The organism is Tunturiibacter lichenicola, from assembly GCF_051013355.1.
Lineage (GTDB): Bacteria > Acidobacteriota > Terriglobia > Terriglobales > Acidobacteriaceae > Edaphobacter > Edaphobacter lichenicola_F.
Map to the genome: position 1 here is coordinate 184,774 of NZ_CP132944.1, position 24,796 is coordinate 209,569.

The following is a 24,796-nucleotide window of genomic DNA, read 5'->3' on the forward strand; positions in this document are numbered from 1 at the left end:
AACCTTTTGAAATTTCACTGTCATCGCGCGCCTCAAACCGCATTCATCACAAACAAAGCCGCTACCGATGTATGACACCCGATAGTTATATTCTCATGTAGCATGAACATCACCCGACGCCGCGGAGCCATTGCCACCTTCATCACACTCGGCGTCCTTACCGTCGGCCTCGCTGTCACCCTTAACATCGGCTGGATCATCCTCAACGAGCGCACTTTCGCCTTAGCCATTCTGGGCGTGATCCTCTTCGCGGCACTCATCGCCGGTGTCGTACTCAACACAGTCTTCCTCGTCCGCGAAATTCGCCGCAACGAACGTCAGGACTCCTTCCTTAACGCTGTCACGCACGAGTTAAAAACCCCCATCGCGAGCATCCGTCTCTACCTGGAAACCCTCCAACGCCGCCCCGTCGAAGAGTCTCAGCGCCAGGAGTTTTATAAGATCATGCTCTCCGACTCTGACCGCCTTCTCGCCACCGTCGAACAGGTTCTCAAGGCTGGCCAACTCGGCCAGCGTCATCGTCAGCAAAACCGCACCCTCATTAGCTTGGAATCACTTGTAGCAGATTGCATCGCCATCACTGTCCAACGCCACCACCTGCCGCTCGGCAGCATAACCCTCGAGCCCGTCCCTGGTGGCGTCCGCCTATACAGCCAAGGCATCGCTGAAGACCTCCGCACAGCCGTCATCAACGTCCTTGATAATGCCGTGAAATACTCCCCTGACGGCGTCTGCGTCCGTTGCACCCTTGCCATCTCCAACTACACCATGGTCACTCTGCGGGTTACTGACACCGGGGTTGGTCTCCCCGCAAATCAGTTCAAACGCATCTTTAACCGCTTCTACCGTGTCCCCGGCCGTGCCGTGGCGAAGATCAAAGGCACCGGTCTCGGCCTCTTTTTAGTCCGTAACATCGCCCGTCAGCATGGGGGAGATGCAACCGCCACCAGCCCCGGTCCCGGCCTTGGCACAACCATCACAATCACCCTTCCCCTGGGCAGCTCAACCGGCACTCAATTAGAGCGCGATTCTAGTCACTAGCTCTTCTTTGCCACCAAATTGTCGTCTAAAAGAAATAACCCAAGTCGAGCAGAAATATGGAGCTTCGGTCTTCGAAGGCAACTAATATCAAGCGAGAAACAAATCACTATCTGCGATCCTTTATCTGCGGTCTACGACATACAATCACCTGAAGTTCACACCCAGTTCGTCCTACCTGCGTGACGCTATGTATCTTCTCTGGAAATATTTCGTCTTGGGCTTCAGCGCCCTCGTTCCGCTCATCAACCCACTCGGCTCTGCACTTATTTTTCTTGGTCTTGTAGGAGCCGCACCGATAGACACCTATCGCGCCTTGGCTCGCCGCATCGCTATCAACACAGTCATCTTCTTCGCCGTAATTGAATTGATCGGTTCTGCTCTGCTCGGCTTCTTTGGCATCTCGCTCCCCATCATGCAGGTCTCAGGTGGCGTTGTGATCGCCATGATCGGCTGGTCGCTTCTAAATCAAAAAGATAGCGCACCAAACCCAGAAAAGACAGAACCAGCCGTCGTCCCCGCCGTGACCCAGGCTGAAATCGACAGTCTCCAGGAAAAGGCCTTCTATCCGTTCACCTTTCCAATCACAGCGGGCCCGGGTTGCATCGTCGTCATGCTCACACTTAGCGTCCACGTTACGCGACCGTCTCTAAGCGAAACCGTTCTATCCCACGTAGGTCTTTTCATTTCCACCATTGTGCTCAGCGGACTGATCTATCTCTGCTACGCGTACGCACCGAGCATTGCGCGCTCGATCTCTCCTGCGACCGCTCACGGCATTCTTCGCGTGGTGGCTTTCATTCTTCTCTGCATCGGCGTCCAGATCGCATGGAACGGCCTCAGCGAGCTCTTGAAGCCACTACTTCAAAGATCGTGACCAGCTTTCAACCGGAAACCCCATGACTGAATCCACCTCTCCGCTCATCGTTCTGGTCGAAGATGAGGAACATCTCGCTCAGGGCCTGCTCTACAATCTTCAGGCCGAAGGTTACCGCACCCATCACGAGTGCGACGGCGACGCCGCGCTCGCCTATCTTCTCGCGTCTAAAGAAGCCGAGGGCGAACCCATCGCGGCGATCGTACTCGACGGCATGCTCCCCGGGGCAGATGGCTTTACCATCGTCCGCGCCCTCCGAGAAGCGCACCACTACACCCCGGTTCTCATGCTTACCGCTCGCTCTCGACCGGAGGAAGTCCTGGAGGGTATAGAAGCCGGCGCCGACGACTACCTCGCAAAGCCCTTCGACCTCCACATCCTGCTTGTTCGCTTAAAATCTCTCCTCCGCCGCACCTCCTGGCAGAACGTCGCAACACCTAATACGACCTCACCGCCTGCTCTAGCCGGTCTATCTAACGAATACGCCTTCAACCATCGCACTATCCGCTTCGATACCCTTGAACTTGTCGCCCCTAACCGCACCACCCACCTCACCCTTATGGAGGCCGACCTCCTTCGCTACCTTACTGAGCGAGAAGGCCAAATCGTCTCTCGCAAACAGATCTTAGAGGAGGTCTGGCGCGTCCACGAAGACACGGATACCCGCGCGATCGACAACTTCATCGTCCGCCTCCGCCGCTACATCGAAGATGACCCCTCCGACCCACAGCATCTGGTTACAGTGCGCGGAGTAGGCTACCGGTTCCTCGCCAACCCGTAGGTCATGGCCTTGGCGCGCATTCTCAATCAATCTATTGACAAACAAGTTCACAACTCTATTTTTCAACTGCACGGTGGGAGCTAACACACTTTCCATCTACCGCGCTCCCCTCCATCTGCGGGCCTCCAGCGGTGCCAGTATCCGATGCACTGTACTTAAGAGCTCCGTCAGGCGGAACGGCTTTGCCAAAAAATTCCACCCCTCCTCTTCCAGCTTCGCCTTCTGAACGCTATCCACCAGCCCACCCGAGATCATCAGTACGGACAGCTCACTCGCCAGCGCCTTCAACTCGAGAGCTAACTCAATCCCTGACTTTCCAGGCATATACAAATCCGTTACCAAAAGATCGATCTCCGGCACGCTTCGAAAGATCTGAGCCGCCCTCTGTGCATCCCCCGAGCTAAAAACCCCATATCCCTCATGCTCCAGAAAAGTCCTGGTCAAAGAGCGTATGTCAGAATCGTCATCCACCAACAGAATCTTGCTCGGAGAAAGCTCGAAATGACCCTGTTCGCGGGGAGAAACATTTATTGATATGAGCAAATCATCTTGTTTCAATTCCTTTTCCCACTTCCATCGCTTCTTAGAACCTGCCGTTCTGCTCCCAACTCATAACCGGCCATCTCGACGTGAGTCGCATGATCCGTGAACTCAAATTCACTTCTGCCCTTAGGTGTCTTATTAGTGCCAAACTGTTTATGCGGTTGGCTGATCCATCTGCCGGTGCGGATCCATTTATTCTCATCAGGATTTTGAATGACGTCGGGGCAGACCCGCGCTCCGCAGCATCACCCCTCCTCTACGCCGCCTCGCCAAATTTTCTTCTCCAGAGATGGAGTGCATAACCCCTCCTCGAGTTGCCTAACCCGAGCTCCCGCGTCTAAGTCTTTCTTTCTCAAGCCGCGATCTGCCGGCCACGCGATACACTTGTACAAGCTTCATCAAGCAGCAAAAAATGCGCATCCTCACCCGCTACATCCTCCGTGAAGTAATCTCTCACGCCCTTCTCGGCGGAGCGCTCTTTACATTTGTCATCTTCATGCGTGACCTCGGCCGCATCCTGGAGTTCGTCGTTCGCGACTCAGCATCCATGAGCGACGTTTTGCATATCGTTGCCTTCACACTCCCCCCTGCCCTCACCGTCACCATTCCGATGGCCGTCCTCGTTGGCATTCTCCTTGGCCTCTCCCGCCTCGCTGCTGACAGCGAGATAACCGCCATGCGCGCCAGCGGTATGGGTGCCATCGACTTCGTCCGCATCGTCTCTATCGTCTCCGCCATCGCCCTCGGTCTCGGCCTCTTTAATTCGCTTTATCTCGCACCGCGCGCGGCCGCCGGCCTTATCACCCTCGGCGAATCACTCAAGTCGTCTCAGGCCTCTTTCGAGGTACAGCCCCGAGTCTTTTACGAGGAGTTCAAAGATCGCGTCCTTTACGTCCAAGACGTGAGTCCAGCTGCAGGTGCCGCCCTCTGGCATCACGTCTTCCTCGCTGATCTCACACAGCCTGCAGATCCCCAAATAACGACCGCAGATCAGGCTATCGTCGTTAACGGAACCCCGAACACACCTGACGCCCAAACCATCCGTCTCCACATGCTCGACGGTGGCCAACATCAAACTTCACCTACCGATCCCAATCAATACAACATCTCCACGTTCACCTCGACCGACGTCCCAATCGAGACGGAAGCCCCCGAAGATGCCCATCTGGGCCGAGTCAATACTCCGATCCAAGCGCTGTCGCTCGCCGAGCTATGGCGTCGCGGCAATGCACCCGCCATCGCCAACGGCCGGGAAGTCTCCTTTTACCGCATAGAGTTCAACAAGCGTTTCTCCTACCCCTTCGCCTGTCTCGTTCTCATGCTCGTCGGCGTTCCGCTCGGCATCTCCTCCAAGCGCGGAGGCAAATCCACCGGCTTCGTCCTCACCATCCTCCTCGTCTTCGTCTACTATTTCCTATCTTCTGTCGGAGTAGCCTTTGCTCAGTCCGGCAAGCTCTCGCCCTTTCTCGGAGTCTGGGGAGCCAACCTTCTCTTCGCCGCGGCCGGTGCCCTGTTGCTCTACCAAATGTCTCGCGGAGGCATTGCCCTCAGCATCTTCTCCACTCTCGGCGTTGCGCTCAGCAGCCTTATAGCCCGTCTCACCAGCAGCAAAGACCCCCAATCCGCCAGAACCCGCTCCAACCTTGATGTCGCCACCGTGCTGCGCCGTTTTCGAAACTTCTCACGAATCCAGTTCCCTCTTTTGCTCGACGACTACGTCATGCGCGAGTACGCTACCAACTTCGCAGTCGTCTTAAGTTCCTTTTCCACACTCTTCCTCATCTTTACCTTCTTTGAACTCATCGGTCCCATCTTTAAAAACCGCACGCCCCTCATCGTCGTCGGCGAATACCTCATCACACTCATCCCATACATCCTCTACAACATCACTCCGCTCTGCGCTCTCGTCGCGGTTCTCGTCACATTTGGCACTCTTAACCGCACCTCCGAGCTCACTGCGATGAAGTCTAGCGGGATTAGCCTCTACCGCATCATCACCCCGGTGCTTGTCGTCACCGTCCTCATATCCGCTGGTCTCTTTGTCTTCGACGAGCTTTATCTTCCTGCCGCCAATCGTCGCCAGGAGGCCCTCCTGTCCATCATTAAGGACAAGCCCACACAGACCTTCTCTCGCCCCGATCGCCAATGGATCTCCGGTCAGACGAATAACGCCGGTGAACCCTCCCGCATCTTCTACTATCAGTACTTCAATGCGGAAAAAGACAGCTTCGCCAACCTCACAGTCTTTGAGTTCGACCCAGCAACCTTCTCCCTTCAACGCCGTATCTTCGCCGCCTCCGCTCGCTGGGATCCACAAGTCAACAACTGGGTCTTCGACAATGGGTGGCAGCGAGTCTTTTCTGGCGAAACCATCGCCATGTATCAACCTTTTAGCGTAGCCACTTTCCCCGAGATACGTGAACAGCCCGGCTATTTCAAGAAGGAGTACATCCCCTCCCAAGAGATGAGCTACACCGAACTCTCCCGTTACATCGACGACCTCAAACAGTCCGGCTTCGACACCAAACGCCTCAGCGTTCAGCTCAATAAAAAGATCGCCTACCCTCTCATTACTCTTGTTATGGCAATCCTGGCAATCCCATTCGCTCTATCGATGGGTAAAAAAGGCTCACTTACCGGAATAGCCACCGCTATCGGCCTTGCCATTACCTATTGGGTCATCGCCCTCATCTTCGAATCCCTTGGCAACGTTAACACTCTCCCAGCAGTTCTTGCCGCATGGACCCCAGACATCCTATTCGGCATCACAGGAGCCTACCTCCTGCTCCGTACCCCCACATAATCGCGCACGCTCAAGGGTTAGAGCCTGGCTTTGCGACAAGTCATGCCGTTAGTTCTTGCCTAAAAATACCAGCACAACACCTATGGCAACTAGCGAAACTCCGAACCAGCGTTGACTGCCTACGTGTTCGTGTAGAAAGACAACTCCTCCAAAAGCGCCGGCAACATAACTCAGCGCCGTTACAGGCACAACGAAACTTACGTCGTATATGGATAGGGCTCCTAGAAGGGAAAAGAAAGCTACTGCCATCATTGCGACTCCGAGCCACATCCACGGAACGCGCACGGCTTTCAGAATTGCCTTCGCGATCTCAGCTGGACGCAAGCTCGGAGGTTCTCCAACCACTTTCATTGCACGGGAGACGCACAACTCACCGCAAGTACCAGCGACAACGATTAGGCTAAAGAGAATGAGATGCGGCAATCTAAACCCGCTCCGTCGTTCGAGGATTTGTGCGACCGACCACAAAAACACCTAAGCAAATAACTGCTATACCGGCCCACCGTAAGTGCGACACTTTTTCGCCCAACATCAAATAGCCAAGCAGAGCGACCACGCCATAGGCAAGCGAAGATGCAGGCTGAACAAAACTGTAATCCGCCCACGACAGCACCAGCATATAGGCTACGAAGAATGTAATCAGCGAGGCAATTCCCAACCAGATCGACCCCGAGGTAAAGATTTTCAAACTGGTGTGGAGCAGCTGCGTGGGAGGCCAGATACCGAATTGACCAATATGCCTCATCCCCTTCCCCAAGAATACATTTCCCAGTGGACCAGCGACTATCATCACCGCTATCAAAAAGTAAGTCTTTATATCAAGAGGCTTGTGTGGCGTCATTGGTTTGCTTTGCAGTTACCCGCTTCGAAGTACATGCATTAATTCTATAGCGAACTTTGATCGTATAGCTTCTCTAGTCTGAGAAGTCCTCTATTCGCGATTTTCAAAGTCTACATTGCACGTTCCTTTCGCATAGTTAATGCTCATCCTGAAATCAGCTGAGTAGATATGGTGTTACCATAAACGCCGGTGTCGTTAAATCATTCAGCATGTCGCCTTTTTACAGCGATGTGCATAGAAGAAGGCATAGATACTTGTGCGGCATTGTTGGATTCACAACTAGAGCCTGGCGCCCTGATCAAGAGCGCATACGGAGCGCGACGAATACCCTTATTCATCGCGGCCCGGACCAGCAGGGAGTGTTTCAGTCGAGAACCTGCTCTCTCGGTGCAACCCGTCTCAAGATTGTCGATCTCGCGTCCGGGGATCAGCCCATTTTTTCCGAGGATCGCGACTCCGTAATTGTCTTCAATGGCGAAATCTATAATCACCTTGAGGTCCGCCGGGAGCTCGAATTGCTCGGGCACTTCTTTCAGACCCACTGCGATACGGAGACCTTTCTTCAAGCATTTCTCGAGTGGGACACCGGTTGTTTCGAGCGGCTGCGAGGCATGTTCGCAGTTGCCATCTGGAGTGACTCCAAACAGCGTTTGGTATTGGCTCGAGATCGTATCGGCATTAAGCCTCTTTACATCGCCGAGCGAGGCGATGATGTCTTCTTTGCTTCAGAGCTGAAGGGCATCCTCGTCCACCCTGAAATTGAACGTCGTCTCAGTCTTGATGGGCTGGACTGTTATCTGTCAATGAACTACGTTCCGTGCCCGTGGACTTTGGTAGAAGGAATTGAAAAGCTTCCGCCAGGTCACTGGCTCGAATGGCGGGACGGTCGCACGACCAAGCAAGCATATTGGCGTATTCCGGATATCACTCCCACACCGCAATCGCTCGAAGACGCAAAAGTCGAGCTGGACAGTCTCTTGGACAAATCGGTTCGAGAACATCTTATGTCTGATGTTCCGATGGGAGTGTGGCTCAGCGGCGGGGTAGACTCGTCGACCGTCCTCCACTATGCCGCTCAGGCATCCAGCTCGCAACTCAAAACTTTTTCGATCTCTTTTAGTGGTCACAGTTTCGATGAGTCCCCGTATATCCGCCAAGTCGTCAAACACTATGGGACAGATCATGAACAGTTCAATCTGACACCAGACGAGGATTTGGAGGGAGCCATTGAAGACATTGCCTACTATTCTGATGAACTAAGCGCAGATTCCGGGGCATTGCCGGTCTGGTTTCTTTCCAAACTATGTAAGAAGAGCTGTACGGTAGCCTTCAGTGGAGAAGGAGCAGATGAAATCTTCGGCGGATACCTTACTTATCGTGCGAACCGTATTGCCGCCCCATTTCGAAAATTACCATCTGGTTTAGTTGACCTTTCTCTTAGCGCCCTGCGCTTTTGGCCAGTTTCTAACGAGAAGATCAGCTTTGAGTACAAGCTGAAACGTCTCCTCCAGGGCAGTCTTATGCCGCCGGAGAGAGCTCATGTGTACTGGAATGGAACATTTTCTGAAGCAGAAAAAAATACTCTGTTGCGGGTTCCACTGCCCGGGGCTCTTGACGATCGTCTCGCTCGTCTGAGGGCAAGCCTGCCGGGAGATGGAATCGCACCTTTCCTTGAGTTCGACCAACGTTACTACCTTCCTGACGATATCTTGGTTAAGTCCGACCGGGTGAGCATGGCCCACGCGATCGAGGTCCGGCCTCCGTTTGTCGATCACCGAATCATAGAGTTTGCCGCTAAGTTGCCGATGGACTTCAAAATCCGCGGTGCGCACCAGAAATATCTTCTCAAGGAAGTGATGAGATCTAAATTGCCCGCCACTATCGTTCAGCGCGAGAAGATAGGATTCGATATTCCTACGCACGATTGGTTTCGAGGGCCGCTTCGAGCCATGTTGATGGAGACGCTGGCATCAGCAGAAGCGGAACACTCCGAGCTATTTGACTTCGCAACTATCCGAAGTTACACGCAACTACACTTGAACAAGCGCATAAACGTCGGCTATCACTTGTGGGGATTGGTCATGTTATTTCTATGGATGAAACGATGGAACATTCAGTCAACACCACTACGAACCGTCAGGGGGCACGTGCTCACAGCAGAGTTGTAGGCTTGTTATTTGGCATTTTCCATGCCTAATGGCCGAAGCTCACCGAAGAGGAAGTTTACTGCAACCAAAGCATTCAATCGAACGTCGAAATATGTACACTTATGGCTACTAATCGGAGGAAATATGCGGATTGCTGTTCTCGGTGGTGATGGTTATTGCGGTTGGGCCACTGCCCTATATCTTGTAAGCAAGGGCCACTCCGTTGCCATCATCGACAACTTCGTCCGCCGTCAATGGGACTACGAGCTCGGTGTTCAGACGTTGACGCCGATCCGGCCTCTCTCCGAGCGATTAGCGGCCTGGCATCAATTGACAGGGATAGCGATCGAGCTTTTCGTCGGCGATGTCTCGGATTATGACTTTCTTTCCTCTACGATCAAGACCTTTCAGCCCGAAGCCGTCGTCCATTTTGCGGAGCAAAGATCGGCGCCCTATTCGATGATCGATCGAAAGCACGCAATCTATACCCAGACGAATAATGTGGTAGGTACCCTGAACCTGCTCTTCGCCATCCGTGAGTTGCAGCCGGATTGCCATATCGTCAAGTTGGGCACCATGGGTGAATACGGCACGCCAAATATCGATATCGAAGAAGGGTTTATCACTATCGAGCACAACGGCCGCAAAGATACGCTCCCGTTTCCCAAACAGCCGGGCTCTTTTTATCACCTCTCAAAAGTACATGACAGCCACAATATTATGTTTACCTGCAAGGCTTGGGGTTTGCGGGCCACAGACCTGAATCAGGGGGTTGTGTACGGCACGGTTACTGACGAAGTCATGATGGACGAAGCGCTCATCAATCGGTTTGACTACGACGACGTATTTGGCACAGTTCTCAATCGCTTCTGCGCTCAGGCGGCGATTGGCTACCCGCTTACAGTATATGGGCAGGGTGGGCAGACGCGTGGATTTCTCGATATTCGCGATACCGTCCGTTGTGTCGAACTTGCCTGCTTAAATCCTGCCAAGCCGGGCGAATTCCGAGTTTTCAATCAGTTTACCGAGCAGTTCTCGGTACTGGATTTGGCCGTAACCGTTCAAGCGGTGGCCGGCCAAATGGGCATCAAGGTTGAGATCGATCATCTTCCTGACCCTCGTGTCGAAGCAGAATCGCACTACTATAACGCACGGCACTCCAGACTGACCGATCTAGGACTAAAACCACACGTGCTCTCAGATTCACTCGTTGATTCGCTCATTGGTATTGCCGTGCGCTATCGCGATCGCATCGATCCCGCTCTGTTTGCGCCGCAGATCAACTGGCGAAGTACGCAGAACGAACGGCGTATCGTGAGCGAAACGAGCAAACAATCATATCTCGCAAAAGATACGGTATAGAGGTTACTGAGGCACACTGACCTTTACCAATGCACTTACAGGAGTGGCACAAGTTCGCCATTGCGCATTAGATAGTCACGTCCTCGCCACCGAATACTTTTACGCGTAAAACTCGTCAGCCAGATCAAGGTGGCCATTCCGTCCCACAGAGGAATTAGCGCCAACTTCTTCCAGACGCCTCGCTGTTTGAGTCCCCAGGAACCAATCATCACCGTAAGAAAGGCGCGGACAATAAGGTATCCCCCAAGATAACTCGCGGCAATGCGGGGCGTCGGACGAAGCGCGACTGCAACGATCGCCCAAGGTAGCCCCAGAGTAAAGATAAGACCGAGATGTCCCCATGGACGCATGTGCCGCATCACGGTAATCCAGCGCAGGCGCTTATAAAATAGTTCACTCAAAGACTGGAAGTCTGCGACCGTTGAAATCGTGTAAGGAAGGAGCTTCACTTCATACCCTTGCTCGGCTATCAATCGCCCAACCCATAGATCGTCAGCTGGACGATTCTCGATCGACGCGTAGCCTCCAAAGGCGTGAAGGCGAGTACGAGTCGTTGCAATCGTTGGACCCAGCGCAAACTTCACTCCATCCAATTGCTTAGCCACTAGAATTCCAGGATAAAAGTCTGAAACCATCCCGACATCCTGCAATCGTTGCACCCACGTGGATTCTTCAGTGGGCACATAGAAGCAGGTGACCGCTCCAATCTTGGGGTTTGCCAAGGGCGCGATCACTTTTCGTAAATAATCCGGCTCCACGCGGACATCGCTATCGCTAATTACAAGGTGTTCATGTGAGGCTTCTTCCACAAGTCGTGCCAACTTAGCTACTTTGTCATTGGTCGCAATACGGCCTGAGCCAATCACAATTCGGATCTTACTTTCCGGGAAGTCGCGGACAAGGCGCTCCAATACCGGGAACACGGGATCACTTGTGTCGCCGACGCAGAACAGAATCTCGTAGTCGGGATAATCCTGTCGGCAGAAGCTTGCGAAATTCTCATATGCCTCAGGATCAAGCCCCCGTACAGGCTTTAGATTACTCAGCGGCGGCAAAAAATCGTCGGTCCTGTCGGTTTTCCCTCTTGTTGTCACGAAAAATCGTAGCGAACTAAAAATCGCAATAGCATAGTAGATGAACGGAATTGCAGCAATGCCGAGGAACACGTCTCGTGTTAAAAGGGTAGTCATTAAGCACCAAAAAACAGATTTCAGTTAGTGTAGCGTGAGCCGACATCGAACGGCTTGTTTCAATTTCCATGCCAGATCGCCCAAAAAAGGCGATCTCTGCTTCACGACCTCCGTTTAATATTCACAAAGACGGTGGTATTGTCTTTAGGCAAGGATATCGGGAAGATATAGTGCTCGGGATTCTGATTTATTTGCTGAAGGAGAAGTGAATTTGAACAAGCACAGAATTACTCGGATCTCTAAGTCTTGGTCTATATCGGCTTTCGTTGTTGCCTTCAGCGTTGTGCTGTTTGCTCCTAAGGTGGTGCTGGCGCACGCAGTGTTGGTGAGTTCTCAACCAGCCGTGAACAGTACGGTTTCAGGACCGGAGATCTCCGTCCGACTCAAATATAATTCACGAGTTGATATGGGGCATTCGACCCTGACCTTGCTCGATCCTGACGGAAAAGTGGAGAAAGTCGCAATCGAAAGCGAGCCCGAGCCCGGAGTTCTTGCCGCCAAGTTGACCGGACTCGTCAAAGGACCCTATGTGTTGCGCTGGCAGGTTCTGGCTACGGATGGACACATCACACGCGGCAAAGTTCCCTTCGAAGTAGAGTAGAGACTAATCTCTTGATCTGGTTCCTGCGCGATATTGATCTGCTGAGTGTTCTGGCACGTGCGGCGACGCTAGCCTTCGAAGCGTTGCTGCTGGGAGGCGTTGCCTTTCTGCTGGTCGTGGTGCGCCCCGTGAGAGCGAGCGAGGCAGTCGAAGATTTTTGCCGCCGCGGTATCAGAGCGGCGGCAATTGCATTGGTAGTTGGGGAGCTAGCCATGGTCTCCTCATCCGGCGCCCTTCTCTTGAGTGGCTCTGATTTGACGCTCAGAGATGTGATGACCACCAGCTTCTTTCGCGCTGATTTCTTCGCAATCCTGTTCGCAATTGGACTTTGGATCTGTGCTCGGTTCAAAAGCAATAAGGCGGCAATCGCGTCGGGCCCCCTGAGCTTTCTACTGCTGGCAGCAACGGTCTCCACCAGTCATGCGGCGGCACGCATCGATCAACGCGTTCTGTTGACGCTTCTAACTGCGGCACATCACGTGGGTACAGCTGTTTGGATTGGTGCGATGGCCTACCTCTTGATTTCCCTGGGCCGCACCAAAGACGTGACTGAGGCTCGGCAGTTGACCCAGCGTTACTCCACGATGGCTATGTTTGCCGCCGCCATACTCGTATTGGCGGGAGTTGGCATGGCTTGGTTCTACGTGGGGTCATGGAGCGCGACCTACACCACCGCGTACGGCATCATGCTGGTTGCCAAGATCTATCTTTTTCTGGTGATGATTGCACTCGGCGCCGGAAACTGGTTTCTAGTGCGGCGTCTGGCCAGCGATCCCGCGCCCTTACTGGCCCGACTGCGGCGCGTCGTAGAGGCGGAGATTTGTCTGGGATTTCTTGCGGTCTTGACAGCGGCGTCGCTGACCGCACAGGCACCTGCGGTCGATGTTGCCGCTCAGGATAGGTTGACTGCCCACGAGATCTACGTGCGCTTGCATCCGGAGCCGCCGCGCATGAGTAGTCCGCCGTTGGCTGCGCTGGCTCCTCCGAGCTCCCTCGCAGTGGCCGTGCAGGACAGTCAATTCGTTCCCACTGTTGGAAGCGACGATACCGATAGAGCATGGTCTGAGTACAACCATCACTGGGCAGGGCTGATTGTGCTCATTGCAGGGCTACTGGCGCTGCTCAGCCGGTACCGGACGATGCGCTGGGCACGCTTTTGGCCGCTCAGCTTTGCTGGTTTAGCTGTCTTCATATTGCTGCGCGCTGATCCGGAGAACTGGCCCCTTGGGCCGCGTCCCTTCTGGCAGAGCTTCGCTTCGCCCGACGTACTGCAACATCGTGTTGGGGCACTCCTGATCGTAGTCTTCGCAGCATTCGAATGTGCGGTGCAGGCAGGCAAGTTGAGAGCGCGGTGGGCGTCCTATGTTTTTCCTGCAATGTGTGGTCTCGGCGCAGCGCTGTTGCTGACGCACGAGCACTCGGCTAAGGACGTGAAAGAAGCAATGCTCGCAGAGATGAGTCACACCCCCATTGCTTTGCTCGGTATGACGGCTGGTTGTAGCCGATGGCTGGAATTACGCTTACCTAAGAGCCGCTTGGCCACAATTGCCAGCTATCTCTGGCCTGTGTGCCTGGCGCTGGTTGGTTATATCCTGTTGAACTACAGAGAGTTGCCATAAATACTGGACAGTTTTCCATCCGACAAAGTCAAAGTTCCCATGTCTCGTCAAATGTGGCATTTGCGATTCCAGTGCCTCCTAAACCTACGATCAAAATTTCTTAGAGCGGTTCTGCTGGGGTAGGGGTAAGGCCCAGTTCGATAGTTTGGGAGCCAAGACGTGGATGAGTTGCTGTTAGTCGAACCGTTCCTTCCTGTTCCTTCGCTCGTAACCAAACGGCGCCTGTTCCCCCGATCAACGCGAAGGGATTGTCACCGATCAAGGTTGCAGGACCTTCCAGTTTGAATACGACAGGATCGTTTGCGTAGGTGCGCATGGCCCCAAACTCGTCTGTCACCCGCATCACCACGCGTGTGGTATCAGCGCCGTCGGCCTGGAGCGTTGCGTTGTCAGCAAGCAGGATAAACTTCTGATCAACGCCCAATCCGGATAGGGTTTTAGACGCTACCTGCTTTCCCTGTAGGTAGCCATCGATCCTGAGATCGCCCCAGCCATGTCGGTTACTTCGCTTTACCTGGCTGCGGTCAAGAATGAACGGCGGGTACTTCAGGTAATCAAACTCCCCCCGCTCGGGGTCGAGTTCCGCGATCAGGTCCCATGGGCTCGTTGCCACGCTGTCCGCACGCTCATAGAACTTCAGATGATCGCAGTTCGAACAGACGACGGCTTTAGTGAAGTTGGTCGACTCATCGCTGTTTGCCCAGTGGAAGGCTGGTTCGAGAACAATCTCCTCTGACGGTTCGCACTGCGACTTGTAAAAGCCTCCAGCGGGTTTGAGCTCTCGAAAGATGTCCGTCACACCGTGATAGCAGATGCGATCCCCTGCCCCGAAGTTCGCGTGTGTGTTGTAGTCAAAGGCGCACCAGCCGATCCCGCCCGCGTACTGAGGGTCAGATGCGAGTTGGTTATGGATACGGGCGTGCCGAAGCGTGTGTTCACGCTGGCGCTCGTCGTCATCTGTCGTCTTGGTGGGAAAAGTGTGTCCAACAAACTCGGTATTGAGATACAGGGGATGATTCGGCTTTCTCAACGGGAAGCCGAAGTCGTTGATTGTGAAGACATCCTCTAAAAGCTCCGACTCCTTGAAGTTACGAATGCCGCCCGTCTGGCGCGTCTTGTCGAGCGCATGTGCAAGCGCATTCGTGCGCGTATAGAAGCTGTGATCGTCTGGGGACTCATTGATTCGTACGCCCCATAGGATGATCGACGGATGGTTCCAGTCGCGTCGGACCATGCGCCCTACGTTGTCAATGGCGACAAGCTTCCATGGTTCGGGGCCGATGTGTTGCCAGCCCGGAATCTCCTCGAGCACAAGCAGACCGATCTCGTCGCAGCAATCCAGAAAATGCCGGGACTGTGGGTAATGAGAGGTCCGAACAATGTTGCAGTGGAGGGTATGACGAAGAATCTTTGCGTCCTGACGTTGTACGCGGGCTGGCATGGCCTGACCCACGAAAGGAAAGGTCTGGTGGCGATCGAGGCCGCGTAGCTTGATGATTTTGCCGTTCAGTGAGAAGCCGTGATCTGTGAAGGTTGCTTCGCGGAAACCGATGCGACGGGCGTCCTCATCCATAATCTTGCCGGTGTGCCGTAGACGAACCCGAACAGTATAAAGGTTCGGAGTCGCTATGTCCCAAAGCTTTACACCATCGATCTCCTTGAAAGACAGGGTCTGTTTCGCAGGATCGTCGACAGTCTCGGTGCTTGAGTAGACCGGAGCGCTTGTAGTCGGGTCCGCTGCTGCATTCGGATCAGTGCCCGTCGATACCTTGAAAGTTTTGCTTGTCTTTGCAAGAGTACGTTCTCCCTCGAGCAATTCTGCTTCGAGAACCAGGTCGCCGTGAGGAGGCATGCCGGCGAGAAAGCAGTCCACGTCGAGCGACGGCTTTCCGCTCAAGACGTTATTCGGGTGCGCAAATATATTATCCAGATAGAGGCTTGGAACCACGCGCAACGAGACTTCGCGATAGATTCCACCGAAGGTCATGTAGTCGATTTCGTTGCCGAACGGCGGAATGTCGTTGCGTTCTGTGGAGTCTAATTGCACGACGAGGATATTCTCTCCGTCTTTTTTGAGATGTGGGGTTAATTCAAAGGAAAACGGAGTAAATCCGCCTTTGTACTCGCCAAGTGATGTGCCGTTGATCCACACCGTTGATGCTGTCATAGCGCCTTCGAAGTCTACGAAGATACGTTTACCCGCCGAACCTGGAGGGGTCTTGAAGCGTCGGCGATAGGTCGAGATGAACTCGTAGTCCTTATCGTCGAAGCTATGCCACGGCAGGCTTATGTTCGTGTGTGGGATGACTACTTGCTCGAAGGAAGAGTCGTCGAACTCGGGAGTTTCGGCTCCGGCGACCTTGGATGGGTGATATCTCCAGCTGCGATTGATTGGATAAATCGCTCGCCCGTAGGTTGGGAGTTCTTCGGCGAAGGCGGAGACGCCTGGTAGTGTCGCTGCTGCCAGTAGAGTTCCTGTTGTGCGGAGAAAATCGCGTCGATCCATCAAATTAGCAAAATCAGCCATGCCAAATTCTACTTATAAACAGGTCTAGCTGGTGGTGAAATGCATTCATTTTTTTTGAGGGCTATGGCTTCCTAAAGGCTAAGGAGGAAGCAAAAATCAATGAAGAAACGAGAACAGTTTGGCGGATTTTTTTAGTTGATAGATTTGTGTATTTTGCTGGGGTTTTTGTGAAAAACGGGTGTCAAAACGTGGTGTTTTGATGGTCAATTCGTGGTGGGATGCATGGTGAATGTGGTACTTAAGCGGCCATGTTTCAGGCGCTAAAAAATGTGACACCTATTCTGGATTTATTTTGGTGATCTTCCATTTTGGAATTTCGCGCACAGCAGAGGAATTTGCAGACACCACATTCTGTGAGTGCGGGTGATTCGTGCACTCTAGTTAAACGCCCGAAGCTGTGTTGCAGTTGTTGGAGAGCTAGCTTTTTGTGGTCGATGTTGTCCGGCTACCCGGCCGCTAATGAGAGCAATCCTTGAAGATCAAGGGCAGAGTTTGATTCTGTGCCGCGAGGCAGTGACGGGGAGATCACCAGAGCCTGATTATGGCCTTCAAACCACACCAGGAAGGAAGATTGTTCGGATTGGGGGAGCCGCTGCTGGTTGATCCACTGATAGTAGGCGGCCATGTCCGCATCTATGAGGGAGCCAACGGGATCGAATTCAGGTTTGCTCCCGCTGCTGGACAGCAGCTCGTTCATTGGCCTCTGTCGTTGCCGTGGGGCAAAGCGTACGAGTAAGGTTTGCGCCTGCGCTCGTCGCAACACTTCGCGTGTCGTCCATTGAACGAAGGTCGTGCTGAATATCTGGGTGCCCGATCCTTCCGTCAGGAGCCTGACCTGGAAACGTTCTAAGACCTCGTCACCTGTTTTACCCATTCCGAGATCGGTAGGAGACAGACGCGCCATGTGGGTGCGCAATTCCTCAGGGCCCATGCCAGGCTTTGAAATTTCTGTCTGCATGTTTTTCAGTAGTGCGGCTCGTACGGGCTCCATCTGCTGAAACGAGACGCAGCTCAACTGCGAACTGTGATTGACTGCCTGCCCTCCATCGATGTACCAGTGTGCATAGGGCGCGGGACGCGCCTTCGCCCTGGCTTCTACTCCAGCCAACAAGAGCTCTACTCCGTTTTCCGGCTTGATCTGCTTGAAGTAGGTACCGTGCTTGCGAAGATTGAGAAAGAGCGGCTCGTCATACGAGACAACACCTTGTCCGATGATTGCAACTCCCAGTCTTCGCATGGCTATTGGTTCTGGAGGTGCTGCTTTTTGAAGGCGATTTCCGTAAACTACCGCTGCCTCGCGGAAGGTATCCAGTTGGTGCGTTGTCCACAGATAGGCCGATAGCTGTTCGACAAACTGGGCCGGCTGATTGATCCAATCAAGCTTTTCAAGCTTCGACGAGAGCGAAAGTTGCGAGAAGACCTGGAACCACTCTTTGAGCTGTGCCGGCGTTAGGGAGCTAAGCGTGACAAGCTCATGATCGATTGCAGTGCGTTCTGCAGGAAACTTGAAGTCGTAGTCGATGACCTCTCGCAGCAAGCTAGGCACGAAGCTGAGGGGCAGCTGTTGCAGTGTTGCAAGGTGAGCTACGGCGAGCTTCCCTGCTTTGGGCGGGTACCCAGCAAACTGTTCGGCTTTGAGATCGCTTGGCAACATAACTACAACAACTCGTGAATCGGGGCGCCTTGTGACAGCTTCGGCGAGAAGCCCATGAGCGCGCCTAGAGTGGGTACAAGATCGATTGATTGTAAAGGCCGATCATAGACCATTCCCGGCCGGACACCTGCACCGAGGGTCATCATCCAGGTGGTGCGTGACGCTGCGTCACCGGTGCGATGATGCTGAAATCCATTCCCGCCGGCGTCCTCGTCCGCGTCACGTCCAAAGTCCGGAAGAATGAACATCGTTGTATTGCCTGCATATTCAGGTTCGGCCTGAACGACCTTCCATAACTCTGCGCAGAGACGGTCCGTGCGTCGAATAGCGTCAACATAGAGTGAGTATGCACCGGAGTGAGCGACGTCGATATCGTGCATGGTGATCCAGAGCAGACTGGGCGACTCCTGCTGCATCAGACGTTTTGCGACGTAGATAGAGAGCTCGTCGGGGCTTGAGACGGTTCGTGCATGCGCCATGAAGTCGTCGACTGAGAGCTTTAGTATTCTTTCCATCTGCTGTAGTTCGAATTCACCGCCTCCAATTTGCGGCGCGTAGAGCGGGGTCTCGTAGTTGTCATGCAGCAGGTGGTTGTAGTCCGTCGATCCGGATGTTGCCGCGCTGAGTAGATGCTTTGGCAAGATGACTTTGGCGCCAAGACCCGGGCCATAGGAGCGATAGTCGCTTTCACCAATCCGGTTGAAGCCGTTGCTGGGCGCTACCACCCACGCGCTGGAGGATGGACGATTCAGGTCCTTGCGAAAGTACTCGAACACGGTTGGGTGCTCGGGTGGAACTGCCGAGAAGTTGTTGAGTGTTTCGTAGACGCCGGTCGCCAGACTCGCGGTCGCTACGTAGTGACCGAGTATTCCCTGATTCATTACTTGCGTGAAGAAGCTGGACTGTGGGGCAAGCTCCTGGAGCATGTGCGGAATATTCTGCTGTCCATCGGGCGCGAAGGTCTCCTGATCGCGAGCGCCTCCGCCAAACGTGATGACGATGATCTTTCTTTTTTTTGCTGCTGCCTCACCATACACAAATGGGCTGGCGCTGGTGAGGGTACTTCCAAGTGCGAGCCCAGCCGTAGTACGCAGAAATTCGCGTCGGGTGAGGCCCAGGTGACGGGCCACTTCGTGTCGTGCTGGAAACGCCTTGCTCAATGAAGCCTTCAACTGAGATCCACCTTATGACCTTTCGGTCTCGATCGTTCGCCTACCTCTTGCTTGCAGATGCGCACCTCAAGGCTTAGTGACAGATGCGGGTTTTGCCGAATATACAAACTGCTGCACCTCGGCCCTTTCCTTGTCGACTGCGGCCATGTGTTGCGCCTGAAGTTGTTGATAGACGGCGAACTCTTTTTGTGCCTGATCCTTCTGCCCTGCTCGAACATAGTATTGGCCGAGGCGATAGTGTGCATCTGGAAGATTGGGATTCAGCTCTAATGCTCGCTGATACTCGGGCAACGATTTTGCTGACTCGTGCTGATCTGCGTAGAGGATGCCTAACTGTAAGTGTGCGTCGGCGAGTGTTCCATCCAACGCAATCGACTTTTGCAGCAGGGCCTCGACTGCGTGGAAATCTACACTGGTTTCATCCAAACGTTTTCCCTTCCATAGACTCACGGCGTAATAATACTGGGCTAGTGCGTTGTTTGGCTGTAGCTCTGAGTAGCGGCGGAACCTTTGGATTACATTGTCGGCCTGATTTGGAGAGCTAAGGTAGGACTTGGATAGAAATAGATAACAGCGGGCATCGGTTGGGTCGAGATCTGCTGCTGTCAGCAAGGACTTGATCGACTCCTCGTACCTGCCTCGTGAGTATAGGGCCATACCAAGGCCGATCAACAGTCGCGGCGAAGTTGGGTAGCGCTTTGACGCTTGCTGAAATACGTCGATGGCTGGCTCGTATGTTCTATGGAGGAGTAGCTCGCTTCCCCAGGTGAAGAGATTGTCTTCACTCGGGTCCATTTGAGCGGCGATTTCGAATTCGTTCGCAGCATCCACGAACTTGCCGTCCTTCTCGTCGATTTGACCAAGCAGGTTATGCAGTTCCCCGGTGTTCTTCTGCTGCAACATAGTCTGGATAAGCTGTTGTGCTTCGCTGCGTTTACCGGTGAGGAAGTATGCAAGAGCTAGATCGTAACCGTTGTTGTACGAGGAAGGATTGATTCGCTGCGCCTGTTCGAGTAGAGGGAGCGCGTCGGACATTCTGTTGGTTTGAAGATAAAAATCGGCTAGGTTATGGTTCGCGTCGAAGTCTCGCGGTTCGAGAGCGAGGGCTTTGCGGAATTGGGCCTCAGCTAGTTCGAGCTTTCCAGAGCCTGCGAGAGCTGTTGCTAGGTTCGTTCTCGCCGCTGCAGAGTCTGGCTTTATTTGTGTGGCTATCTCGAGTTGCTCGATAGATTTTTCGTTGCGTGATTGTTCAGCATAAGTTAGTCCGAGGAGTTCATGGACTTCAAAGCTCTTGGGGACTTGGGGTAAGAGGCTCTCGAGTTGCTTGGCAGCCTCTACAAAGTTTCCCGCATGGTATTGAGCTACTGCAGACTGAAACTGTTGATCTAGCTTCTGGCTTGGATTCTCCTGGGCCGATATTGCCGCACAAACTAGAAGCGAGCTGCTAAAAACTATCAGCCGCAACCGGGGCCTATTGCTCACAGTTCACCTCTGTCATCGTGCATAAGCCAAATGCTACGCACGAGTAACCCTTGGAAAAACAAATCCGGGGAGACGCCTTTGCAGGCGCCTCTTCCGGAGTTGTTCAACTTAGGATTAATAGTACAGCTTGAGAGCAAATTGAATCTGTCGCGGATCGTATGGTGCGTCGCGAGTGGATCCGATTTCGCCAAAGGTGCCGCTGGTGAAGTTACCCGAGTTGCTGACCGCCGTCACTCCGTTGCCGCCGAAGTTAGGTGAGTTGAAGTTCGGGTGATTGAGGATGTTGAAGAATTCAGCTCTGAACTGGAGCGAGAAACGCTCGCTGAGTTGCATGGCCTTGAACGCTGAGAAGTCGAACCGATGGAAGCCTGGGCCGGTTGTAGTTCCTTCTCCATCACCCAACAGTGCAGCGCCGGTTAGAGGTGTGCATCCGGTTGGCGTGCCAATGATCGGGCCACCTGGTCCTAGCAAGCAGGGCTGCTGGAAGGCTGCCGGGTTGCCGAACCAATTGAGTTTCCCGTTCGAGTCTGTATGGAGTCCGAGCTTCTGACTTTGTCCGGGGACCTTCAGATCGAAGCAATTCGTTCCGGAGGTGGTTCCGGTTGGGCAACTGAGGGTGATCGGCTGGCCGCCCTGGAGGGTTACGATCCAGTTCACTGCCCAGCCACCGATAACTGCATTTTCCAGCTTGCCGGCGCTGGCCATGAACTTCTTATCCTTGCCAAATGGCAGCTGATATCCGCCGCTTATGTGGACTACATTTCGGATATCGAAGTCGGCGGGACCGTAATCAAATCTCGGACCAAGGCCCGGAACGTACGGAGCACGGAATCCACCGAGACTGCCTCCGTTCAGAAGGTCCAAGGCATCTGAAAGCGTCTTCGAATACGTGTAGGTGACAAGGTAATTTAGACCGCTAGAAAATTGCTGTTCCAGTTTGGTTTGCAAGCCACTGTAGTTGCTGATTCCCACAGTCTGCTGATAACTCGCGCCTTGTGAAAAGTCAGGGAACGGCACGAAGGGAGTTGTGCTGGTGTTGGCCGGCACAAATGTAGAGACGTCGTTGTTGCCGATACCAACCTGCAGGTTGTTACCTTCCGTGAAGACATACGCAACCTGCGCGGACATGGAAGAGGTGATTGCGTACTGGAGGGTGAAGTTAGCTGCCAGAGTAGTCGGTGTGATGTATTTGAACTGAAGGCCCTGGAGACTGAGACCTGCAGCGTTGACCGCGAGAGGAGTGAAGGAACTGCAAGTGAGACCGGTACCGATTGGCGCGCTTCCGCCTGGGCTTGTGGCGCAGGTGCCGTAAGGGTTGGGACCGGCACCGAAGGGTGCGGAGTCGCTGCCGTTTGTCTTGTAGTCGAAGTTGTAGACGAAGGGATAGTTCTCGCCGATGTTGGGTCCGTATCCCTGGTTTTCAAACGAGTTGTAGAAGAGCCCGACACCACCACGCATTACAAACTTCGGAGTGATTTGATAAGCGAAGCCTGCGCGCGGGGCGAAGTTGCTCTTTTGAGTTTGAGTGAGTGCTTTAGCGTACCTGTTGGTTTCCTCCAGTGTGATTCCGTCTTTAGCTAAGAGGTCAATGAAGCCGTTGCCGTTGAGAGAAGGATTGTTGGCTGTCGAAGACAAGGACCTGTCGGCCTTCCCTGACGCCGGGATTAGATATGTTGGCACTCCATTGGGAGGACCGCTCTGTACAAAGTTGGCCTGAGCGCCGTTCGATTCGGAGATTGGGCTGAAGTAGTCCCAACGCAGACCAAGATTGAGGGTCAACTTCGAGCTGACCTTCCAGTCGTCCTGGAAGTACGCAGCAAAGTACTTTCTGGTGTCGTAGGTTTTACTGATATTTGAGGCTTTTACCTCACTTGCGCCTCCCACAAAATTGACTGCGGTGGGGGAACTCCCTGCTGTTGGCGTCACAAGGAATTGCGCAATACCGGTCTGGTCTCCTGATTGGCCCGGAACACCTTCATAGTTGCCATTGAAGTCGAATTCACCTCGAGAGTAGGCAGGCTGCAGGGTGTTGAAGTGCACATTCTGGAACTCGATTCCCGTCTTGAAGCTGTGCTTTCCATAGATCTTTGTGAAGTCGTCCGTAATCTGGAGGGTCTGGCTGACTTCATCGGAAGGCAGGAAGTCATTGCTACCCAGCTCCTGCAGACCCCCGATGACGATCGCCGGAAGGCCGCCGTTCTCAGGCGACTGAGGGATTCCCTGAATTCCGTACTTCGCCGGAATACCCTGCGTGGTTCCTTCCGGGCCAAAGCGAGTGGTGTGCAGGTGGTTGAAGCCGACACGAGCCACGTTGACAACGTCAGGAGTGAAGACGTGAGTCCAAGCGGCAACAGCCTGATCGGACTTCGCTGTCTGGAGGCCCTGCTGGAAGCTACCTCCGTCTGCAACGCCGCCGAAGGGTCCAGGAATGAATTGCGGATCGTCCACATAGCTGAAGCGGACGAAGAACTGTTCTTTCTGCGTGGGATTGAAGTCGCCGCGCACGTCAAAGGCGTTGCGATGCTCGAACAGATTTGGACTTGTTACGAAGTTTGACGTAATACCCGAAGCGGTCGGCAGAGGATATAGATTGAGCAGACCGATTGCGTTCGCATCCAGGCGGGAGGCGGGGATCTGGTTCAGGTTGCAACCAGCAAGCGTGTAGGTCAGCGTGCCTGCTCCGCACGAGCCGAAGGGATCGCGAACGTAGCCAGATTTTGCCGCCACAAAACCGGAGACAGGATCCAATGCACCGGCGGTGACTGCACGAGTTGTTGCGGGATCCATGATCGTGCCAAATGGTATCGACCGGCCCACATTGTCTGTACGCGGTGCGCCGGACTGTCCTGTAATCACTTCAGAGAGATTTGTATAGCCGCTGTTTCTTTCCTGGTTCGTCGGAACGGCGATACCAGACTGAGTGTTGCCCTGGACGCGTCGAAAACCTTCGTAGTCGCCAAAGAAGAAGAGCTTGTTCTTGATGATTGGGCCGCCGATGGTGGCTCCGAACTGGTTGAAGCGCAACTCTCCTTTTTTGACTTCGAAGTAGTCTTTCGCGTCGAGGACGTCATTGCGGAAGAACTCCCAGACCGCGCCATGGAGGCTGTTTGTGCCTGACTTAATCGTGGCGTTTAGAACGGCGCCAGCGGAACGTCCGAGTTCAGCGCTGAAGTCTGCTGTCTGTACTTTGAACTCCTGGATCGCGTCCAATGGAGGGAGAATAACGAAGTTCGTACCATTCAAAAAGTCGACTGCGTTGGAGTTGTTGTCGATACCGTCCAGCAGGTAGTTGTTCTGTGCGGGGCGAAGGCCATTCGCTGTAAAAGCGCCAGAGGCTGCGTTTCCGCGTGTGTCTGCCTGCGATGAGTTCACACCTGCGCCAAGCTGGGCGAGGAATGTAAAGTTACGCCCATTCAATGGAAGACTGTTCACGGTGCGCTCAGTCATGACCTGACCGACTGACGATTCGTCAGTTTCCAACTGCGGCGGTGCAGTCGTGACGTCCACTGTGGTCGTGGTTTCACCTAACTTGAGCTCCACGTTAACCTGCAGGTTTTGTCCCACGGACACCGTCAGGTTTTTCTGGCTCGTTGTCGAGAAGCCGGGTGCTGTCACAGTCACGGAGTAGTGGCCGATCCTGACGGGGGAGAAGATGTATACGCCCGAGCCGTTGGTCACGGTCTCCAAGGTCAACCCCTGATCTGTATTCAACAGGGTCACATGCGCATTAGGAATAATCGCATTCGCTGCATCAGTGACAGTGCCGTTGATAGATCCTTCGTCCACCTGACCAAATACAGCCTGAGTCTGCATAAGCAGAAGGCACAAGCATGCAACGGTTATGTATACAAAATGTCGAAACAAACTCTTTGCGTTGCGATCAGTAGCCATCCGAATAACCTCAGTTTTTTTTCGTTCCATGGTCTTCGCGCGTCGTCAAACTTAATGCGCTAATTGGGAGCCCGAGTAATGCTTTTCTGAAGCTTCACCGCGAAGTAACCGGTTACATCACTGACGGGAGGAATCTAGAACAAACAAATAACTTTTGTCAATCAAAAGGTTGAAATTATCGTCCGCATGTGGATGGACATAATTTGGTTCACCGGCTATCAATTCGTTTGGCACGATTTTGGGCTCGGTGCAGCCATGGTGCTACCAT

The 24,796-nt window shown here is 53.6% G+C and carries 17 protein-coding genes; 8 read left to right on the top strand and 9 right to left on the bottom strand.

Annotated features, from left to right (window positions below; all coding sequences use genetic code 11):
* The first annotated feature begins 102 nt into the window (after positions 1–102).
* The 3 genes from RBB82_RS00855 (at position 103) to RBB82_RS00865 (ending at position 2,696) form a co-directional block, all read left to right on the top strand.
* Entirely contained in the window at positions 103–1,041 is a 939-nt protein-coding gene (locus RBB82_RS00855) for a sensor histidine kinase (protein ID WP_433973229.1), read from the top strand.
* A gap of 187 nt (positions 1,042–1,228) precedes the next feature.
* Positions 1,229–1,915: a MarC family protein gene (locus RBB82_RS00860; protein ID WP_433973230.1), complete on the top strand. Its 687-nt coding sequence runs from the start codon at positions 1,229–1,231 to the stop codon at positions 1,913–1,915.
* Between the two features lie 22 nt (positions 1,916–1,937).
* Positions 1,938–2,696, top strand: coding sequence for a response regulator transcription factor (locus RBB82_RS00865; protein WP_433973231.1), 759 nt, complete (start codon positions 1,938–1,940; stop codon positions 2,694–2,696).
* Positions 2,697–2,792: 96 nt separating this feature from the next.
* Here RBB82_RS00865 and RBB82_RS00870 read toward each other — a convergent pair whose 3' ends face one another.
* A complete protein-coding gene (locus RBB82_RS00870; RefSeq protein WP_433973232.1) occupies positions 2,793–3,167 on the bottom strand; it encodes a response regulator in 375 nt (124 codons plus the stop codon).
* Positions 3,168–3,651: 484 nt separating this feature from the next.
* Here RBB82_RS00870 and lptF point away from each other — a divergent pair, with 484 nt between their 5' ends.
* Entirely contained in the window at positions 3,652–6,042 is a 2,391-nt protein-coding gene (gene lptF / locus RBB82_RS00875; protein ID WP_433973233.1) for an LPS export ABC transporter permease LptF, read from the top strand.
* A 48-nt stretch (positions 6,043–6,090) separates the two neighbouring features.
* Here the strand turns inward: lptF and RBB82_RS00880 are convergent, their stop codons facing one another.
* Both RBB82_RS00880 and RBB82_RS00885 read right to left on the bottom strand, forming a co-directional pair.
* Complete coding sequence (locus RBB82_RS00880) at positions 6,091–6,366, bottom strand: EamA family transporter (protein ID WP_433973234.1); 276 nt, start codon at positions 6,364–6,366, stop codon at positions 6,091–6,093.
* Positions 6,367–6,466: 100 nt separating this feature from the next.
* Positions 6,467–6,883, bottom strand: coding sequence for an EamA family transporter (locus tag RBB82_RS00885; protein WP_433973235.1), 417 nt, complete (start codon positions 6,881–6,883; stop codon positions 6,467–6,469).
* Between the two features lie 209 nt (positions 6,884–7,092).
* Between RBB82_RS00885 and asnB the strand changes: the two genes are divergently transcribed.
* Complete coding sequence (gene asnB, locus RBB82_RS00890; protein ID WP_433973236.1) at positions 7,093–9,051, top strand: asparagine synthase (glutamine-hydrolyzing); 1,959 nt, start codon at positions 7,093–7,095, stop codon at positions 9,049–9,051.
* Positions 9,052–9,174: 123 nt separating this feature from the next.
* Positions 9,175–10,392, top strand: a complete 1,218-nt coding sequence (locus RBB82_RS00895) for an NAD-dependent epimerase/dehydratase family protein (RefSeq protein ID WP_433973237.1) — start codon at positions 9,175–9,177, stop codon at positions 10,390–10,392.
* 35 nt (positions 10,393–10,427) lie between these two features.
* Here RBB82_RS00895 and RBB82_RS00900 read toward each other — a convergent pair whose 3' ends face one another.
* Positions 10,428–11,582 (bottom strand): glycosyltransferase, encoded by a 1,155-nt coding sequence (locus RBB82_RS00900; protein ID WP_433973238.1) that lies wholly within the window; start codon positions 11,580–11,582, stop codon positions 10,428–10,430.
* A gap of 211 nt (positions 11,583–11,793) precedes the next feature.
* On the opposite strand from RBB82_RS00900, the gene RBB82_RS00905 reads away from it, so the two are divergent.
* Positions 11,794–12,183 carry a copper resistance CopC family protein gene (locus RBB82_RS00905; RefSeq protein ID WP_433973239.1) on the top strand — a complete coding sequence of 130 codons (390 nt, stop codon included), beginning with the start codon at positions 11,794–11,796 and terminating at the stop codon, positions 12,181–12,183.
* Positions 12,184–12,194: 11 nt separating this feature from the next.
* On the top strand, positions 12,195–13,802 hold the full coding sequence (locus RBB82_RS00910; RefSeq protein ID WP_433973240.1) for a copper resistance D family protein: 1,608 nt from the start codon (positions 12,195–12,197) through the stop codon (positions 13,800–13,802).
* 100 nt (positions 13,803–13,902) lie between these two features.
* Here the strand turns inward: RBB82_RS00910 and RBB82_RS00915 are convergent, their stop codons facing one another.
* From RBB82_RS00915 to RBB82_RS00935, 5 genes are all read right to left on the bottom strand, one after another.
* Positions 13,903–16,308 (bottom strand): glycoside hydrolase family 2 TIM barrel-domain containing protein, encoded by a 2,406-nt coding sequence (locus tag RBB82_RS00915; RefSeq protein WP_433975455.1) that lies wholly within the window; start codon positions 16,306–16,308, stop codon positions 13,903–13,905.
* Between the two features lie 466 nt (positions 16,309–16,774).
* Entirely contained in the window at positions 16,775–17,983 is a 1,209-nt protein-coding gene (locus RBB82_RS00920) for a hypothetical protein (protein ID WP_433973241.1), read from the bottom strand.
* Positions 17,984–17,985: 2 nt separating this feature from the next.
* Positions 17,986–19,155 (bottom strand): hypothetical protein, encoded by a 1,170-nt coding sequence (locus RBB82_RS00925; protein ID WP_433973242.1) that lies wholly within the window; start codon positions 19,153–19,155, stop codon positions 17,986–17,988.
* A gap of 66 nt (positions 19,156–19,221) precedes the next feature.
* Positions 19,222–20,637, bottom strand: a complete 1,416-nt coding sequence (locus RBB82_RS00930; protein ID WP_433973243.1) for a tetratricopeptide repeat protein — start codon at positions 20,635–20,637, stop codon at positions 19,222–19,224.
* Positions 20,638–20,751: 114 nt separating this feature from the next.
* The gene (locus RBB82_RS00935; protein WP_433973244.1) at positions 20,752–24,450 is read right to left on the bottom strand and encodes a carboxypeptidase regulatory-like domain-containing protein; all 3,699 of its coding nucleotides are present in this window, start codon (positions 24,448–24,450) and stop codon (positions 20,752–20,754) included.
* Between the last annotated feature and the right edge of the window lie 346 nt (positions 24,451–24,796).